General features: G+C 41.6%; 15 protein-coding genes. 9 read left to right on the top strand and 6 right to left on the bottom strand.

What is annotated here, in order from left to right; genetic code table 11:
• Positions 1-300 precede the first annotated feature (300 nt).
• The 5 genes from V1500_RS24290 to V1500_RS24270 all read right to left on the bottom strand — a co-directional run bounded on the left by V1500_RS24290 (position 301) and on the right by V1500_RS24270 (position 6,474).
• On the bottom strand, positions 301-1,275 hold the full coding sequence (locus tag V1500_RS24290) for a glycerophosphodiester phosphodiesterase (protein WP_409303374.1): 975 nt from the start codon (positions 1,273-1,275) through the stop codon (positions 301-303).
• 520 nt (positions 1,276-1,795) lie between these two features.
• The gene (locus V1500_RS24285; RefSeq protein WP_409306111.1) at positions 1,796-2,524 is read right to left on the bottom strand and encodes an amino acid ABC transporter ATP-binding protein; all 729 of its coding nucleotides are present in this window, start codon (positions 2,522-2,524) and stop codon (positions 1,796-1,798) included.
• Positions 2,525-2,553: 29 nt separating this feature from the next.
• The gene (locus V1500_RS24280; protein ID WP_409303372.1) at positions 2,554-3,219 is read right to left on the bottom strand and encodes an amino acid ABC transporter permease; all 666 of its coding nucleotides are present in this window, start codon (positions 3,217-3,219) and stop codon (positions 2,554-2,556) included.
• A 24-nt stretch (positions 3,220-3,243) separates the two neighbouring features.
• Positions 3,244-4,023: a transporter substrate-binding domain-containing protein gene (locus V1500_RS24275; protein WP_409303370.1), complete on the bottom strand. Its 780-nt coding sequence runs from the start codon at positions 4,021-4,023 to the stop codon at positions 3,244-3,246.
• A gap of 912 nt (positions 4,024-4,935) precedes the next feature.
• A complete protein-coding gene (locus tag V1500_RS24270) occupies positions 4,936-6,474 on the bottom strand; it encodes an FAD-dependent oxidoreductase (protein ID WP_409303368.1) in 1,539 nt (512 codons plus the stop codon).
• A 491-nt stretch (positions 6,475-6,965) separates the two neighbouring features.
• On the opposite strand from V1500_RS24270, the gene V1500_RS24265 reads away from it, so the two are divergent.
• Both V1500_RS24265 and V1500_RS24260 read left to right on the top strand, forming a co-directional pair.
• On the top strand, positions 6,966-8,168 hold the full coding sequence (locus V1500_RS24265) for a hypothetical protein (protein ID WP_409303367.1): 1,203 nt from the start codon (positions 6,966-6,968) through the stop codon (positions 8,166-8,168).
• Positions 8,169-8,176: 8 nt separating this feature from the next.
• Positions 8,177-8,755, top strand: a complete 579-nt coding sequence (locus V1500_RS24260; protein WP_409303365.1) for a hypothetical protein — start codon at positions 8,177-8,179, stop codon at positions 8,753-8,755.
• Positions 8,756-8,899: 144 nt separating this feature from the next.
• Here V1500_RS24260 and V1500_RS24255 read toward each other — a convergent pair whose 3' ends face one another.
• Positions 8,900-10,198 carry an NCS2 family permease gene (locus tag V1500_RS24255; protein ID WP_409303363.1) on the bottom strand — a complete coding sequence of 433 codons (1,299 nt, stop codon included), beginning with the start codon at positions 10,196-10,198 and terminating at the stop codon, positions 8,900-8,902.
• Positions 10,199-10,973: 775 nt separating this feature from the next.
• Between V1500_RS24255 and V1500_RS24250 the strand changes: the two genes are divergently transcribed.
• The 7 genes from V1500_RS24250 (at position 10,974) to V1500_RS24220 (ending at position 17,029) form a co-directional block, all read left to right on the top strand.
• Positions 10,974-12,296 carry a DEAD/DEAH box helicase gene (locus V1500_RS24250; protein WP_409303362.1) on the top strand — a complete coding sequence of 441 codons (1,323 nt, stop codon included), beginning with the start codon at positions 10,974-10,976 and terminating at the stop codon, positions 12,294-12,296.
• A 22-nt stretch (positions 12,297-12,318) separates the two neighbouring features.
• Positions 12,319-13,227, top strand: coding sequence for a phosphotransferase (locus tag V1500_RS24245; protein ID WP_409303360.1), 909 nt, complete (start codon positions 12,319-12,321; stop codon positions 13,225-13,227).
• Positions 13,228-13,449: 222 nt separating this feature from the next.
• Complete coding sequence (locus V1500_RS24240; RefSeq protein ID WP_409303358.1) at positions 13,450-13,791, top strand: flagellar basal body rod protein; 342 nt, start codon at positions 13,450-13,452, stop codon at positions 13,789-13,791.
• 16 nt (positions 13,792-13,807) lie between these two features.
• Complete coding sequence (locus V1500_RS24235; RefSeq protein ID WP_409306110.1) at positions 13,808-14,452, top strand: PspA/IM30 family protein; 645 nt, start codon at positions 13,808-13,810, stop codon at positions 14,450-14,452.
• A 204-nt stretch (positions 14,453-14,656) separates the two neighbouring features.
• The gene (gene liaF, locus V1500_RS24230; protein WP_409303357.1) at positions 14,657-15,361 is read left to right on the top strand and encodes a cell wall-active antibiotics response protein LiaF; all 705 of its coding nucleotides are present in this window, start codon (positions 14,657-14,659) and stop codon (positions 15,359-15,361) included.
• Positions 15,358-16,404 (top strand): sensor histidine kinase, encoded by a 1,047-nt coding sequence (locus V1500_RS24225; protein WP_409303355.1) that lies wholly within the window; start codon positions 15,358-15,360, stop codon positions 16,402-16,404. Before liaF ends, V1500_RS24225 begins: the two co-directional genes overlap by 4 nt.
• Positions 16,397-17,029, top strand: coding sequence for a response regulator (locus V1500_RS24220; RefSeq protein WP_409303353.1), 633 nt, complete (start codon positions 16,397-16,399; stop codon positions 17,027-17,029). Before V1500_RS24225 ends, V1500_RS24220 begins: the two co-directional genes overlap by 8 nt.
• Positions 17,030-17,155: the final 126 nt, after the last annotated feature.

The raw sequence follows: 17,155 nt of genomic DNA, 5'->3' as shown, positions 1-17,155 counted from the left end.
TTTTACTTCTTTGATATTTATCTATATATACCATAAAAACAATCAATTTTCCATGCTGCCATTTGTGTTTGGGTGCGGGCAGGTTTCAAAATTCACAAAAGGGGGCCTGCCAGCTAAAAAACGAAACCCTTAAAGCCAGATAAGCAGAAGATGTTTTACTTAAGAAAATGTTATTATTATCACCATATCGCTAATAAAAAAATAACCGTTCCTTAAACTAAGGTGCGGTTAAATAGAATGTATGATTTATGAATTTCAAGTGCATAAGACCAGGCTAACGCAGGTTAAAAGTTGAATCTTTTAGTGACCATCATAAAATTTTTCTGCTTTTTTATAATCTTTGTATACCTGATATAGAAGGCCAGCGTAGTCTGAGAACATGCCTGTTACCCCGTAATCAAGCAACAGCTTCATATCCGCTTCATTATTCACTGTATATGGATGGACGAGCAAGCCATGTTCCCTGGCTTTGTCGATAAACTGTTTATTTAAGATTAGGGTATCTTTGATTTGATAGTTTGATCCAATACCCATTGCATAAGAGGCGATTTCCTCAAATTCCTGGTCAGTTACGGCATTTGGTCCCGATGTGATGCCTGTGTCCTCATACAGTTGGCCATTTGAATCATATGCATACCATAGTAATTGTACAAGCGGAAGCGTAGGGTTTAACTCTTTTGTAATCAACAGGCTTTCTTTGCTGAAAGACTGAATAATTACCTTGCTTGAGCGCTGATTCGTTCCATCTAGTTTATACTTTTCTATCAGACTAACGAGTTTCTTCTCCATGCCAGGATAGACTTCAGGAGATTTTGTTTCGATGTAGTATCGGGCGTCTGTTCCATAACGCTGGAATATTTCTTCCAGAGTAGGAACCTTTGCTCCCACATACTGTGCTCGTACTTTATCCGGGTACCTTTCATTGAACCAGCTGCCAGCATCAAGTTTCTTTATTTCCGCCAATGTTTTGTCAGCGACATCTCCGGTTCCATCCGTCGTACGGTCCACAGTTTCATCATGCATCGCAATCAGCTGTCCATCCTTTGTCATTTGCAGATCCACTTCGATATAATCACCTTTGTTTTGTTTAACCAAGTCATAAGAAGCAAAGGTATGCTCCGGCGCCAGTCCGCTGACACCCCGATGTGCCACGACGAGGAATTTATCATTCTCTGTTGGTTCATGCTTCGCAGCCTCGGCATAGCCGGTAGCTGGCCCGAGTCCCATCACCACTGCAAGCCCAGTTATCAGTGCATGTTTTTTTATAAAGTTCATTTCTTCCAGCCTCCTATACTATGAAAATGAAATTTTTTGAAAACTGATGTCATTTCTTCTGTTTTCATAGCTAATTATAAGAGAATAAAACGGCAAAGGAAGCTAGTGAACGCGTATTTAACCATAAATTAACAGTTGTTAACACAAGGGATATAAATTTAACCAAAAAATAACAGTAAAAGGGTGATTTGCCATATACACATGTCAGAAAATAGGTAAATAGCTGTATGTATTAGCAAAGAAGAATGAATTCATGCATGAAACACTCATTTTTAATTACTTGGTTAAAATATTTGGCAGCGTTCAGCCATAACATCGAAACCCTGTTTATTGCAGTGAAAGCAAGAAACTCCTGCGGCAGCGACGAGGAGGCACACCGCCCGCCCGCGGAAAACGAACGGCCTGAAACACAAATCAACAGTCCCCATTTACAGGGGACAAAAAAAGACTGTAGACAAGCCCGATTATTCATCGCGTTTGTCTACAGTCTGAAATAGCTATAAAGTTTCCAAAGTAACGATTATTTAAGTGCTGTAGTCTTTAAAAATTCCTTTGTTCGTTCTTTCTTAGGATTGGTGAAGAATTCTTCGGGTGCTGCGCTCTCGATAATCCTGCCATCGTGCATGAAAACAATCCAATCGCCGACTTCCCGGGCGAATCCCATCTCATGGGTTACGACAACCATGGTCATGCCTTCTTCCGCCAGTTCTTTCATGGTTGTAAGTACCTCTCCGACAAGCTCAGGATCAAGTGCCGAGGTTGGTTCATCAAATAGCAGAATGTCGGGCTTCATTGCGAGCGCCCTGGCTATGGCTACACGCTGCTTCTGGCCCCCGGAAAGCCTGCTTGGATACACATCGGCCTTATCGGACAGGCCCACTTTTGAAAGCAGGTCTTTAGCTTCTATGACAGCCTGCTTTTTCGGTGTTTTTTTAACATGCGTCGGCGCTTCAATGATATTTTCCAATACTGTCATATGCGGAAACAATTGAAAATGCTGAAACACCATCCCAACCTTTTCCCTTATTTCATTAATGTTCTGTTTTGCTGGATCTATTTCTTCGCCTTCAATAATAATCTGGCCGCTATCCCTTTGTTCAAGAAAGTTCAGGCAGCGGAGCAGGGTGCTTTTTCCGGAACCAGATGAGCCGATAAGGCAGACGACCTGGCTTTCCTCCACCTGTAAGTCTATATCTTTTAGGACATGTAAATCTCCATATGATTTATTCAGCTTATTTACCGTAATCATATTTCTCTTTTCTCTCACTATTAATCCTCCTATCGATCACTAACTGCTAGTTTCCGCTCAAGAATATTTACAAGAATTGTCAGGATGGCTACGAGGATCAAATAGTAGACCGCGACAATCAATAAATATGTCATTTCGTCAAAGTTATTCGATCCAAGTGTTGTTGCTACGTTAAACAGCTCATTCATGGAGATGAAGGCAGCCAGGGAGGAGTCCTTCAGCCCAATGATGAATTGGTTGCCCAATGGAGGCAATGCCCTGCGAAAAGCCTGCGGCAAAATAATTCTGCGCATGGCGAGTGATTTATTCATCCCTAAGGAACGGGCCGCCTCCATTTGCCCGGAGTCAATGGACTGAATCGTTCCACGGAATATTTCGGCAATATAAGCACCGTTATGGAGGGCAAGAGCCAATGCGGCTGCCCAGAAATCCGGGAGAAGGAATATTCCGCTCAGCCCGAAGTATAAGATGAAAATCTGGACAATAAGCGGTGTCCCGCGTACTAGATAAATATAGGCGTCTGATATATAGCCTAGTATTTTAATATTCGATATTTTTAAGAGTGCAAAAATTAATCCTATGACGATTCCCACAAGGATGGAAACCACAGTCAGCTTCAAGGTAAGAAGCATTGCGTCAACGAAGACGCCGGTCGACCCAGTTAAGGTTTCAAAAAAATGAGAAAAACTTGGCAAGTGGACAACTCCCTTTCTACTAAATTATTCAGGTTTTGTTGTGATATCTTCTCCGAAGTATTTTTTGCTGATTCTCTTTAAGGTGCCATCCTCTCGAAGGTGTTGAAGGGCTTGGTTGACGCGCTTTAAAAGCTGAGGGTTATCTTTGGGTAGGACAACGGCCTGCTCACTACGTTCAATCAATTGTCTGCCGGTGATTTCAAATCCTTCTTTAGCTGCGGTCTTTCCTGTTACAAAATCTGTTATTACTGCATCATGACGGCCGCCGGATAATGCCTTTAGTGCGGTTATATCGCTGTCATACATCTTGATGTTATCGGAGTACTTTGAGGCCACATCAGCATATGTGGATCCTTTTGCTACAGCCACTTCTTTGCCTTTCAGGTCATTTACTGTCTTGATCTTGCTGTCAGGACGAACAAATATTTGCGGGCCGGAATAGTAGTAGGGAGTTGAGAACGCTACTTGTTTTGCACGCTGAGGATTTATTGTATGGCTCGCAACAGCAGCATCAGCCCTCCCTGTTTTAACTCCTTCTACGATTCCCTTAAACTTAATTCTTTTTTCAACAGGCTTTAAACCTAATTCTTTGGCGATGGCCCGTCCAACCTCAATATCAAAACCGGTCAATGTCATGTCATCTTCTACATAACTGAATGGCTTGAATTCGCCTGAGGCTGCATATACGAATGTATCCTTATCAATCAGCTCCGAGCCATCTTCCAACTTATCTTTTGCTGCACAGCCGGATAGGAATGCGATAAGAAGAATGGGTGAGAATAATAGCAAGCATTTTTTCACCATGCCGAGTATGGATCCCCCTTCTAGAACAAAAAGTCTTTTGTTATAAAGTCATTTACCCAAATACTAAAAAAATCTAACCATCTTGTTAGATAAACTGGAAAAATAGGGAATATTGGAGTTTCATTTTTCTGGTTTGTTATACATAATGCAAACATATGTCTCCACTCTGAGAGGACCTGTTTCTTTCCGTTATTTGATTGTGAAGACTACTCGGATGACAGCTGTGATTGTTATTTCTTTTGTCATTATTGGAGCGGGGCCTAGCTTAAACACTGGTGCTGCCTCGAGTGGAGCCGCTGTCTTCTTATCTTCTACTCTGATTGGGGAGGAGGTAGGTTTGACCACATTTATTTTGCCAGTGTCATAGCTTTATGCCGTGCAGATTGATATGCCAGAGAAACGCGAGGGGTTATAAATGGACTGATTGGATAAGGTTATTGCTATATTAGAAACAATATTTGCATCGAAGTGTAAGGCCGTATCGATTATCATTCCTGCAATGTTTGTTAGACGGTAATTTGCAATAGATGTATCACCCTGTACCCTGTAAATGTTTGTTTTCCTCGTTATATTTGAATAATGGTTCGATGCGGTAATCCACTGTCTTTATTTTTCTGTGCTCTTGGCCAATTCTCATTAGTGATTCAATTATGTATAGCCCTCTTATTTTGCTTCTCGGCGTTCTGAACGGTCGAGTCTATTGTTACAGTACCTAGTATTTTCAAAGCTTTTTCGGGTGTTCCCTGTAATGATTCCTGGCCGGTAACAGTAAGCATTGGGTACGATGGTCGGCCATGAATGTTTATTTAGCCTTTACCTCCTGCAGGCAACTATATTAATGATTAATTTAGGGATTAAGAAAGCTTGCTAATTTAAATGAAAATAAAAAAAACCCCAAAAAGGGGCTTTGTCTTAATCAATCTTTATTTTCTTTAGTGGTTCTACCGCTGGTCCTTCAACCACTTCTCCATCGATAGAAAAACGAGATCCATGACAAGGGCAATCCCATGTGCGTTCGCCATCATTCCATTGAACCTCGCAGCCCATATGGGTACAGGTGGAATCAACCAGATGTATCTGTCCATCCAAATCGCGGTAACATCCTGCTTTATTGCCGTTAATTTTGACTAAGGCTGCTTGATCTGGACCTAATTCATCAGGGTGTTTATCCACCATGGCGAACTTACCTTCTACAAAATGTTTTACGACATCGGCGTTATCTCTAATAATATTCTTCAATCCGGGCTTGGCATGGAAACGGGAAGGGGAGAACAGCTCAGCGAAGCGGTTCTCTTTCTTTAGGATTAAGTCAGAAAGCAAAAGTGCGGCAGCAGTTCCGCTCGTCATTCCCCACTTTTTATAGCCTGTCGCTACCAGCACATTTGGATGCTTTTCGGTGGCTTGACCTATAAAAGGGATTTTATCTATAGGAACCATATCTTGTGCTGACCATCGGTATGGAATCTCCGAGACGCCAAGATATTTTTCACTGAATTCCACTAGTGCCTCATAATGCTTGTGGGTGGAAACGTCCTGGCCGGTTTTGTGATGGTCTCCACTAACCAGTATTAGGTCCTCTCCGTCAAGCTTTGTATATCGTAAGGAACGGGTAGGAGTTTCTGCATTAATGTACATGCCTCCTGGGTACTGCTGGTTGGATTTTATAGCTATAACATAAGAACGTTCAGCGTGCATTCTGGCAAAATAAAAACCCATGGCATCATTAAAAGGAAAGTGGGAGGCTGAGATGGAGTAGTTACACTTTATCTTGTGTCCATCCCTCGTAGTGATGATCGGTACGCCTGCTTCATCATCTAAGGTAGCAGCCGTGGTTTGTTCAAAAATCTTCCCGCCCATTTCTGTAATTTCCTGCAACAATCCGGATAAATATTTTACAGGATGGAACTGTGCCTGATCCTTCATAATTACAGCGGCTTTGCATGAAATGGAAAAGGGGATGGATTCAGCATATGCACCAGGTATGCCCAGAAGCTTATATGCTTTTAATTCATCCTGTATTTTTGTCACATACTCATCGGTCATCGCGAATACATATGCGTCCTCAGTTGTTAATTCACAATCTATTCCCAGTTCGGATATTATGTCTTTAATAAATTTTAAAGCTTCATTGTTTGCTTCATAATATAATTTTGCTGCCTCTTCTCCAATATCCTTTATCAGCTGATCATATATTAAACCGTGCTGTGCTGTTACTTTTGCTGTAGTATGGCCTGTTGTTCCATTCAACAGATCACCGGCTTCAATTAATACAACATTTACTCCGGCCTTGGCCAATAAATAGGCTGCCGTTATCCCTGTAATTCCGCCACCGACAATTGCCACATCGGTCTCGATGTCGTTCGCCAGTTTCTCATAGGCGGGCAATGCAACAAAATCTCTCCAAAATGGTTCTGGGAATTGAGGCAGTTTGCTGCCGATTTTCTCTGTCATTATTCAACCTCCTTATAATAATAATTTTAATGGGGTCCATTATTTACCATACCCAAATACCATGTATATACTCTCAAAGCTTTAACTGAATGGGCTTACCCTTTAATAGAATGGTGAGGGAGTCATGTATGTGTAAGTGAAAATAAAGGAGGGGAGATAGAATAAAAAGGGGCTGCAATTATTTTTAACAGAAGGAGGTTTTTGGAATAAATTAGGATACATTAAGTATGTATACAAAATACGTATACAAGTAAACAAAAGTGTATACGTTGTACACAAAAAATGTTTACAAGTAAACAATAATGTATACATGTTGATATAACGGGATGTGTACATTTTTGTATATATTGTTTACAAAAAAGTTTACAAGTTTACAATTCTATTATGAATCAAAAGAAGTATTGACCATTTGTACAAACCCTCATATGATTAAGTTAAATGTTAATCTTACATTTACTATTAAAAGATAAATATGGAAGGGTTGAAATATTTTGAGTAATTCTAGAATCGCTGCAGTTGATGTAGGTAATGACGCGATAAAAGCAATTTTTGGGAAGCTGGACTCTGAACTATACATACCAAATGTGATTGCCCGAGATACAGAGGACCGTCCTGTAATAGGAATTGAAGAATTAAATGAGCAAGATCCGATTGATGGAATCCATATCAGGGTCCACTCCCCTGCCCTTCAGGACAATAATGCCATCTACCGTGTAGGCAATTTGGCTACAAAGAGTGACAATCCATCAGAATTGGACCCGGGAAGCAGCAAATCAGAAGAGGACCAAACCTTGGTTATGCTTTTTGCGGCCCTGGCCCTGGATGCTGTAAAAGAAGAGAATGCAGGATTGTTCAAAAGAAATAACAACGTAGTGGATGCTTCGTATGTTTTAGGAACAGGTCTTCCGCTAAGGGAAGTAAAAGAAGGAAAAGATGTTGGTTACCGTTCTAAATTATTGGGATCTGTTCATCAGGTTGAGTTTTTGATAACACCAAAGTACCAGGGAATTAAGGTGAATATTAAATTTGATGAAGTGAAGGTATACCCTGAAGGTTTTGCAGCCTATATCAATTTGGTGATGGACAATAACCTAAATATCATTAATAGGGACCTTATAGATAAGCGTATCCTTATTCAGGATATAGGAGGCCTTTCCACTGATATTGCTGTAATCAAAAATCGCAAGGTCGATGACGATAAGGCACAGGGCTTCAATCTGGGTGTAGCCGAAGCTCTTGAAGCAATCAGGGAAGAGATAAGAAAGAAGCATGGAGTAGAGCTGGACAGCAGACGTGATGTAGTGGAAATCATCACAAAGAAAAATGACCGAAATCACATCATGGTGAAAGGAAGCCGTACAAGCGTTCATGATATAACTGATCGTATCTTGGGCGAGCTTGCCAAAAAGCAATATCGCCATCTTCGAAATGTATGGCAAAAGAACTCCCAAACAGAAATTTGCTACTTTGTTGGTGGCGGTGCCATCGTATTAAAGGATTATATTAAAACTTTAAATAATAACCTTGATGGATTTAACATCGATTTCTTTGAAGATGAAAAGGAAAGCATCTGGATGATGGCAAATGCATATTATAAACTAATTGCCGACAATATAAGAAGAACATCTAAAGAAACGGAAGCTAAGGCAACAGAATCCAAAAAGGAAAGTCAAAAAGCCACTACTTCTAAATAGGTGAAAGTATGAAAAAAACAACTTCTCCAGGGATTCAAAGGGGACAGGCGATCACTTTTCGCCTACCCTCTGATACTCCTGACCATATCATTCGCCAGCTGCAAAAACTGAAAGAGACAGAAAAAAGGAATTTTTCCAGCAAAGTTGCGGAGTTTGTAATGGAAGGAGTAGGTAAACATTCCATCCAAGACAGAGAGATGATCCAAATCCCCCTTCCGCAGAAGCTTACGAAAACCCAGCGCGATTGGTTAAAACATGCCCATTCAGAAGCCTTGCTGGGGAGCATCGTTTTCCAATTGCTGTCGGATCCCTTAAGGGCAACTGCTTTATTGGCTTCACTTAACAGTAATGCACTTGAAATTGATGATGCACTGTATCTGCAGGAAAAACAACAGTTACCAGTTAAATTGGAGGAAATACAGGCTGAATCGGATGAACATGTGTTAAGTGCAAGTGAACAAGACCTGGATAATTTCGACTGGAGTCATGCTTTACCGGAACAAGATAGGGAAATGGAAGATAAAGAACCGAGAGAGGAAACACTGGATGACCTGCTTGGAGACTTCTTGGCCCAAATGAATAAGTAGTGCTCAAGATGCCTGATTCAGGCATCTTTTTGTTTTTAAGGCTTTTATATTGCATGTTACAAACCAATGGTGTCTTGATTTGGAATGCCCTTGTCTGGAGATGAAAGAAAAAAAGCTGCTAATAATATTAGCAGCTGCCAAATTCTATTTTGCAAGATAGATCAACTGATACAAGAATAGGATTGCAAAAATATAAACAAGAGGGTGAACGTCCCGGAACTTTCGTTTAGCGATCTTCATAATGGGATATGAAATAAATCCAAGTGCAATACCGTTTGCGATACTGGAAGTTAACGGCATGCTGACAATTACCAGAAACGCAGGAAATGCTTCATCAAAATCATGCCAATTAATTTCAGATACACTCCTGATCATAAAGCTTCCCACAATGATTAAGCTGGGTGCCGTTATGGCCGTAACATCTGATACAGCTCCAATCAGCGGGCTGAAAAAAGCTGTGATAAGAAATAAGACTGCTACTGTGATTCCTGTTAGGCCGGTTTTACCACCTGCACCGACACCTGCTGATGATTCAACAGAGGCCGCCGTAGGGCTCGTTCCGAACATAGCACCAATAGTTGTTCCGATTGAATCGGCAAAGAATGCACTGCCAGCGCGTTCAAGCTTGCCTTCTTTCAGTAATCCTGCCTGTCTTACAATTCCCAATAAAGCCCCGGTGGTATCAAATAACATGACCAAAAGGAATGAAAAAACAACTCCATATAACCCGAATTCAATAATGTCGTTTATTGATGTGAGCGGATTAAATACCACCAATCCTTCCGGTAATCGGGGCGCAGCCACCACTCCTTTATTAAAATGCAGCTGACCGGAAAAAAATGCTATTGCCCCAGTTATCACCATCCCGATAAATAATGCACCCTGTATATTTAAAGTCATCAAGGTAATAGTGATTGCAATTCCAATAAGTGTCAATGAAACCTTTGGATCTTTAAAATTGCCTAAGGCTACGAGGTTTGACGGATGGTCGGCCACAATTCCGGAAAGACGGAGCCCAATAAATGTGATGAACAATCCGATTCCCGCACTGATAGCATGCTTTAGATTATTTGGAATCGCATCAATCAGCTTTGCCCTGAATGAAGTGAGGGAAAGAATTAAAAATAATATACCGGTTATGAAAACCGCAGAAAAAGCTATTGAATAGGGAATATTATGAGTGCCAAGCACTGAATAGGCAAAATAAGCGTTCAGTCCCATTGCTGGAGCAATAATGATGGGATAATTTGCGAAAAAAGCCATGAAAAGTGTTCCGGCGATTGTTGCGATAATAGTGGCGGTAAAAGCCTGGTCAAAAGGCACTCCTGCATCAGATAATATCATTGGATTGACCACCACGATGTAAGCCAAGGTCAGAAAGGTAGTCAGCCCTGCTAAAATTTCTGTCCTTACACTGGTATTTCTTTGCTGTAATTTAAACATTCTGCCACTCCTTTTATGTATAAGGCCTTTGTTGCAATAAATGTGCTAAAGAAGGACGTTACGATGAAAAGACCCTCGGCCTTAGTGTCTTCCCAAATGCAAATATTATAAATTATATTGGATTCCGTTTAACACCACAATAAATGAGGTTATAATCGCAAAAGTGAGTTAATTGCAAACGGTGTCTTTAACGCGAACCCGGATATATTGCGGACTTTATTATGCCGCATGAGGTGAGGCCACTTAAGGTATTACGACCCATCAGGTGAGATAAGTAACGTCCCAGGCTCTATGAGGTGGACGGCCACATCGCCAGACACCAGATAGATGAGGTCATTGACTTAATCAGACCTGGTGGGAGATGAATTCAGTATTGGTACCTCGCCCCAGGGTATGATGTCACCATGATGTCAGGCTAACAAGAAATTGGTTGAGCCAAGCCCGCACAAGGATGTGGGCCACCCAGAGTTGCCAGGCTGCGCATGAGGCGGGGCAATGATTGTTGGAACAGATGTGAGGGGATAAGCTCACGTCAACATGTGGCGAACTAAGGCGATGATACTTGACTCACATGGATGTGCTAACATCGGTATTGTCACAGGACGTGGCGAATTCAACCGATGATCCTTGACGCACATGGAAGTGCTAACATCGGTGTTGCCACAGGACGTGGCGAATTTAACCGATGATCCTAAATATTTGTCTCATCCAACATTACCACTATGTTATTTGCTATACTGGTCAAAATGAACGCCAAGGAAGAAGGTTTATTATAATGAACTTTACCCAGTTAGGAATCTCAACTAAACGAAATAAAATTCTGATCGAATCCGGTATATCGCAGCCTACTTCCATTCAGGAAAAAGCCATTCCTTCTATTCTTGAAGGAAAAGATATAATTGGCAGGGCCCAAACAGGAACCGGCAAGACACTTGCCTTCCTATTACCGATTTTGGAAAAAGTAAAGCCGGCCACTTCTCATATCCAGTCCCTCATTGTCTCTCCAACACGGGAGCTGGCTATTCAAATTACCGCGGAGCTTCAAAAACTGACTGCAATGGATGACAACATTCATATACTGGCAGTATATGGGGGGCAGGATGTTGATCAGCAGATTAGAAAGTTAAAGCAAAATATTTCAATTGTTGTGTCCACACCAGGAAGGCTCCTTGATCATGCCAGAAGAGGGACCATCGATTTGTCAAATATTTCACAGCTTGTTTTGGATGAGGCAGATCAAATGCTTCATATCGGTTTTCTACCAGAGGTAGAAGAAATAATTGGCTTGACTCCAGCTTCCAGGCAGACAATGCTATTCTCAGCAACGATGCCTGAGCAAGTACAATCATTGGCAAATCGATTCATGAAGAAACCTCAGATAATCTCGGTAAAAGGTGAGCAAATAACGGTGGAGAAAATACGCCAGCTCGTTATAGAGACAACTGATAGAGGGAAGCAGGCAGCTCTGTTTCAAACCATCCAGGATGAACAGCCATTTATGGCAATTATTTTTTGTAGAACAATAAGGCGGGTAAGCAAGCTTCAAGATGCATTACGGAGTGCGGGTTTTAATTCTGCAGAACTGCATGGTGATTTATCCCAATCCAAAAGAGAACAGGTAATGAAAAAATTTAGAGAAGCTGCTTTCCAGCTTTTGGTTGCGACAGATGTTGCGGCCAGAGGACTAGATGTGGAAGGAGTGACTCATGTATTTAATTATGACGTTCCGGAGGATGCCGAGAGTTATATCCACCGGATTGGACGAACAGGCCGGGCTGGTGAAGAGGGACTTGCTGTTACTTTCGTTGCATCAAAGGACCTTCGAAAATTAACTGAGATTGAAAAAGGAATCCGGCTTACATTGGAGCGCAGAAAGATTACTGGAATGGAGGAAAATGAGGGCCGCTCTCGAGATAGAAGGGATAGTGAGAAAAAGCCCGGGCGTAATAATAACACCCGAGGCTCAAAAGGTAAATCAGCGGCTAATAAAGGGAAATTTCAAGGCGATAAAGAACAGGGACGAAAACAGAGCCCAAACACAAGCCGCGACCGGGGACAGAAACAAGCAAACCGTTCTGGCAGTCCCCGTTCAAGATAATAGTGACTGAGGAGTGAAAAGAATGAACAAGCCCTGGATAGCTGAATTCGATGTTAAAGCAGAAACAGCAAGGAGGCTTATTCAATTACAATTTCCACAACTCAAGATTGACCACCTGGAGGAATTAGGGGAAGGCTTTGATAATACGGTGTTTATGGTAAACAGGGATTATGTATTCCGGTTTCCCAAAAGACAGGTTTCAGTAGATTTGCTGAGGGTTGAGAATTCATTGCTTCCAGAGCTTGTGTCGCAAGTTCCCCTATCCATACCGGCACCACAATTCATAGGACATCCCTCTGAAGCTTATCCATTTCCTTTTACAGGGTATAAACTGCTTAAAGGAAAGGTTCCTGGAAAAATCCCGATGGAATCGAGGCTCTCATCTGCTCCTCATTTTGCCCGGTTTTTAAAAGCGCTTCACAGTTTTCCGGTCAAAAGGGCAGAGTCGCTGGGAGTAGAACCAGACCGCTTGAATCGTATCAATGTAAATGTTAGAGTCCCGATGTTCCGTAAACGAATTGAACAATTGGAACAATTAGGATTCAGCCGAGAGGCGAAACTTGCTGCCGCTTGTTTGCATTCCCTAAGTGGCTGTTCAGATACCGGGATCAAGAATGTTTTAGTACATGGAGATATACATATACGAAATGTCATTGTTAACAATGAGGGCCAATTGACGGGAGTAATTGATTGGGGAGATGTCCATATTGGCAATCCGGCAATCGATATATCATTCATTTACAGCTTTCTGCCTAAAAGCGGTCGCAAATTGTTTTATACCATTTATGGTACAGTCGACGAAGAGACAAAGAATCTGGCTCGATTCAAATCGGTATATACGACTGTGATGCTGTTTTTATATGGAATCGACCGAAAGGATGAAAGCTTAATAGCATCAGCTAAAACAAGCCTGGAGCTCGCTTTGAAGTGATGGACCTTATTTTAATAAAAGTTGTGCCCGGTTGATACTCAACCGGGTTTTTTTAGTGCTTATTGTCCCGCATGGGAGCCGTTAGGAGTTAGCTCTATTATGGCGAATAAGCCCCATGTGCTGCACAGGTAAGCCTGTGGACCTATTTCAAAATATAGCTAAGGTTCATTATGAGAAATCCTGAATCTAGATAAGATAAGAGCATGAAAGGAGGAACGCAAAATGAAAAAATTTGGATTATTAATCGTAGGAGGTATAGCAGCAATCACCTTGTTGGCAAACGCTGCCCCATTAATTGGCCTTGCGCTCTCATTGGGATTTCTGTACGTCGCTTATAAACAATTCTTAAAGGCTGAATCAAAATCAGGCAAGATCTTTTGGGTGATTCTAGGGCTGGTTGCCATCTCCATCTCCTTAGCGCATTTCCCATCGGTGATCGGATTGGTGGCTGCATACGTCTTGTACCTCGTATACAAAAACTGGAATAAAAAAACACATACGATTGAAACCGAAGAAGATCCATTCGTGAACTTTGAACGCCAATGGGCAGAACTGAAAAAATAGGTTAGGAGAGATCATGATGAGCAATTTATTTACAAGAATTAAAGAAATCGTTATAGCGGATTTAAATGAAGCATTGGACCAAAAGGAAAGGAAGAATCCAATTGCAATGCTGAATCACTATCTAAGGCAATGCGAACAGGAAACTGAAAAGGTTCGCAAGCTCGTGGAACGCCAATATTTATTGAAAGAAGAATTTAGAAGAGAGTATAAATATGCAAAGGAATTTGCAGAGAAACGCCAACACCAGGCAGAAATCGCTGCTTCTGCAGGTGAGGGGGAATTGGCATCCTTTGCGGTCGAAGAACAAATGCAGTATGAGCAACGTGGTGAGAGGTTAAAGGCATCTTTAGAAAATGCGGAGCAGCAGTTAGAGGAGCTGCAGCGAAAATATGAAGAAATGAAACATAAAATAAAGGACATGCATTTAAAGAGATTAGAATTAATGGGCAAGGAGAATATCTCAAGAGCTCATCACAGAATGAATAAGGTGATTGACAATAATAAATCGTATGACCGGTCTGGAAGATTTGAAGAAATGGAGGAATACATCGAACGTTTGGAACATCAGGTCGAGTCGTCCTATTTGCGCAACACCATTGATAACAGAATTGCAGAAATTGAAAAAGAAATGAAAAGTAAAGAAAGCAAATCTATTATTTAATAAACGACTCATGGTATGCTAAAAAGGCGTGGATTACAGGCGCCTTTTTAGCAAATTATTCCTATAGCTTTAAATAGTCCTTAAGAAATAAGGTACCGGCTATAATGCCGATCATATATCGATATGATTTGAGAGATACAGATCCAATCAAGAAGGGAGGTTCCCCAGCTGAAATTCATAAATACAGATTCCATTGGATATATCTTGTTAATAGGAATCATCCTGCTTTTTGTAGAAATAACATTCTTTAATGGGGACTTATTATTCTCCCTTGCTATTACGATTGGACTGACCTATTTTGGACGAAAAAAGTACCATCGGACTATAGGCGTGCTAATGTTTTGGATAGGATTAATCGGAACGGTCGTCACTATTTTGAATATGATGGTCTTTAAGTTTTTCCTGGTGGCCATTCTGGGTTATCTGGTCATTTCATTTGTCCAGTCCAAGAAAAATCCAGAAGTAATAAAACCAGTCTTAGCACAACCGGCCAATCACCATGAAACGATTAAAAGCGTACCTATGGTCAAAGCATCGCCTTTGTTTGAAAATAAGCTATTTGGCCGCCAGAAAACCCCTGATTATGTATATGAATGGAATGATATCAACATACAGGCTGGCATCGGAGATATAGTCGTGGATTTAAGCAACACCCTTTTGCCTAAGGGAGAGTCCGTCATTTCTATCAGGAATGCAATTGGGAACATTCAAATCCTCGTACCTTATGACATCGAAGTAAGTGTCCGCCATTCTGCAATAGCAGGAAAGGCAAATATCTTTGAACATCAAGACAATAAAGTATTCAATCATATTGTCTCGTATCAAACTTCTGACTACGAACATTCCATCAACCGTCTTAAAATTATTACCTCTGTTCTCACAGGAGATATCGAGGTGAAGCGGATATGAGTATTATAACAAGACACATCCTTAAAGGGATAACCATTATGCTGCTGTTGTCCATTCTGCTTCCCTCTGCCGTTTTTCTGTTTTTTCCGCTTTATGATTGGTCGATGCTATGGGAAGAGCGGATTATTGATCTGCCCTTTGTTATGTTTATTCCCGCGGTATCCATTATTATCGGAGCTATTTATGGAATCATGTCTGGCCTTCAGTGGAAAAAACAGCTTCAGGTACTTGAGGACGCGCTCTACCATATGGAACAAGGACATGCCCCGAAACTAAAGGGGGATTTTCGTATACAAGAATTGTCCAGGATGGCGGATCGTATCAGCCGGGTTCATAGACAGGTTTCAGAGCAGGCAAAAATGTCACAGAAACTGGCGAATGAAAAAGCGGAACACGATGAGAAAAGGATCTCGGAGATTGTCTCGCAGGAACGAAATCGTCTGGCAAGAGAGCTCCACGATTCAGTAAGCCAGCAATTATTTGCTGCATCCATGATGATGTCAGCCATTACGGATGGAAAGATGGACGTTGACAATAGCGAAACAAGACAGCTGAGATTAGTAGAAGGAATGATTCATCAGTCACAGCTCGAGATGCGTGCGCTGCTTCTCCATTTAAGGCCAGCTCCATTGAAGGATAAGTCCCTACAGGAAGGAATTCAGGAACTTCTCGTAGAATTATCCCAAAAGGTCGCCATGGATATTTCCTGGAAAATAGAGCCCGTGCCAATGGACAAAGGGATTGAAGATCATTTATTCCGGATACTTCAGGAGTCAATCTCTAATACCTTACGGCATTCGAAGGCTAAATCATTAGAAGTGCTATTAATCAGCAGGGATGATTTGATCATTCTAAGGATTGTCGATGATGGCCAGGGTTTTGCCGCTGAAGAACCAAAAACAGGCTCATATGGCCTGCAAAATATGTATGAAAGAGCAGTTGAGATTGGAGGAACAATGAAGGTCGTCAGTGTGCCAAATAAGGGTACACGCCTTGAAATCAAGGTTCCGATCATGCCTGCAGGGGGAATAAGCAATGATTAAAGTTTTGTTTGTAGACGATCATGAAATGGTCAGGATTGGGGTATCTGCATATTTAACAGCCCAGCCCGATATTGAAGTGGTCGGCGAAGCGGATGACGGGAAAAAGGGAGTGGAGATGGCGCTTGAACTTCGCCCTGATATTATATTGATGGATCTCGTCATGAAAGAAATGGATGGTATAGAAGCAACACGGCGGATCATTGAACAGTGGCCGGAAGCTAAAATCATCATTGTCACCAGTTTCCTGGATGACGAAAAAGTATATCCTGCCCTTGAAGCGGGTGCAACAAGCTACATGCTAAAAACTTCAAAAGCGAATGAAATCGCCCAGGCTGTAAGGGATACTTATAAAGGGCAATCTGTCCTGGAACCGGAAGTAACGGCAAAAATGATGCAAAAAATGCGCACAAGGACGGTTAAAGAGCCTCATGAACAGCTTACTGCCCGCGAGATGGAGATATTGCTGCTTATGGCCGAAGGAATGACGAATCAGGAAATAGCAGACCATTTGTTTATTGCATTGAAAACAGCTAAGGTACATGTCAGCAACATCTTAAGCAAGCTTGAGGTCCAGGATCGGACACAGGCGGTCATCTATGCTTTCAAGCACTCCCTGACAAAGTAAAGAAAGTTTTCATTCATTCTTCCCATTACCTGCAAGCTGCTGCTTATGGATATTTTGCTTGACCTGAGGGTAACCTTGATAAAGAAAATTAAGCTATAGCATTATACTTCTGGCAAGTCCAGAAAA

Source organism: Peribacillus sedimenti, from assembly GCF_046237635.1.
In the GTDB taxonomy this organism is placed as follows: domain Bacteria; phylum Bacillota; class Bacilli; order Bacillales; family DSM-1321; genus Peribacillus; species Peribacillus sedimenti.
Note: the sequence above shows the minus strand (reverse complement) of the source record. Positions and strands in the feature narration are given on the sequence as shown.

Excerpts from the sequence above, each read along its gene's own strand:
- V1500_RS24260 (WP_409303365.1), top strand. The coding sequence starts at position 8,177 with ATGAAAAAAACAACTTCTCCAGGGATTCAAAGGGGACAGGCGATCACT.
- V1500_RS24250 (WP_409303362.1), top strand. The coding sequence starts at position 10,974 with ATGAACTTTACCCAGTTAGGAATCTCAACTAAACGAAATAAAATTCTG.
- V1500_RS24275 (WP_409303370.1), bottom strand. The coding sequence starts at position 4,023 with ATGGTGAAAAAATGCTTGCTATTATTCTCACCCATTCTTCTTATCGCA.
- V1500_RS24270 (WP_409303368.1), bottom strand. The coding sequence starts at position 6,474 with ATGACAGAGAAAATCGGCAGCAAACTGCCTCAATTCCCAGAACCATTT.
- V1500_RS24290 (WP_409303374.1), bottom strand. The coding sequence starts at position 1,275 with ATGAACTTTATAAAAAAACATGCACTGATAACTGGGCTTGCAGTGGTG.
- V1500_RS24285 (WP_409306111.1), bottom strand. The coding sequence starts at position 2,524 with ATGATTACGGTAAATAAGCTGAATAAATCATATGGAGATTTACATGTC.
- V1500_RS24255 (WP_409303363.1), bottom strand. The coding sequence starts at position 10,198 with ATGTTTAAATTACAGCAAAGAAATACCAGTGTAAGGACAGAAATTTTA.
- V1500_RS24235 (WP_409306110.1), top strand. The coding sequence starts at position 13,808 with ATGAGCAATTTATTTACAAGAATTAAAGAAATCGTTATAGCGGATTTA.
- V1500_RS24220 (WP_409303353.1), top strand. The coding sequence starts at position 16,397 with ATGATTAAAGTTTTGTTTGTAGACGATCATGAAATGGTCAGGATTGGG.
- V1500_RS24240 (WP_409303358.1), top strand. The coding sequence starts at position 13,450 with ATGAAAAAATTTGGATTATTAATCGTAGGAGGTATAGCAGCAATCACC.
- V1500_RS24245 (WP_409303360.1), top strand. The coding sequence starts at position 12,319 with ATGAACAAGCCCTGGATAGCTGAATTCGATGTTAAAGCAGAAACAGCA.
- V1500_RS24225 (WP_409303355.1), top strand. The coding sequence starts at position 15,358 with ATGAGTATTATAACAAGACACATCCTTAAAGGGATAACCATTATGCTG.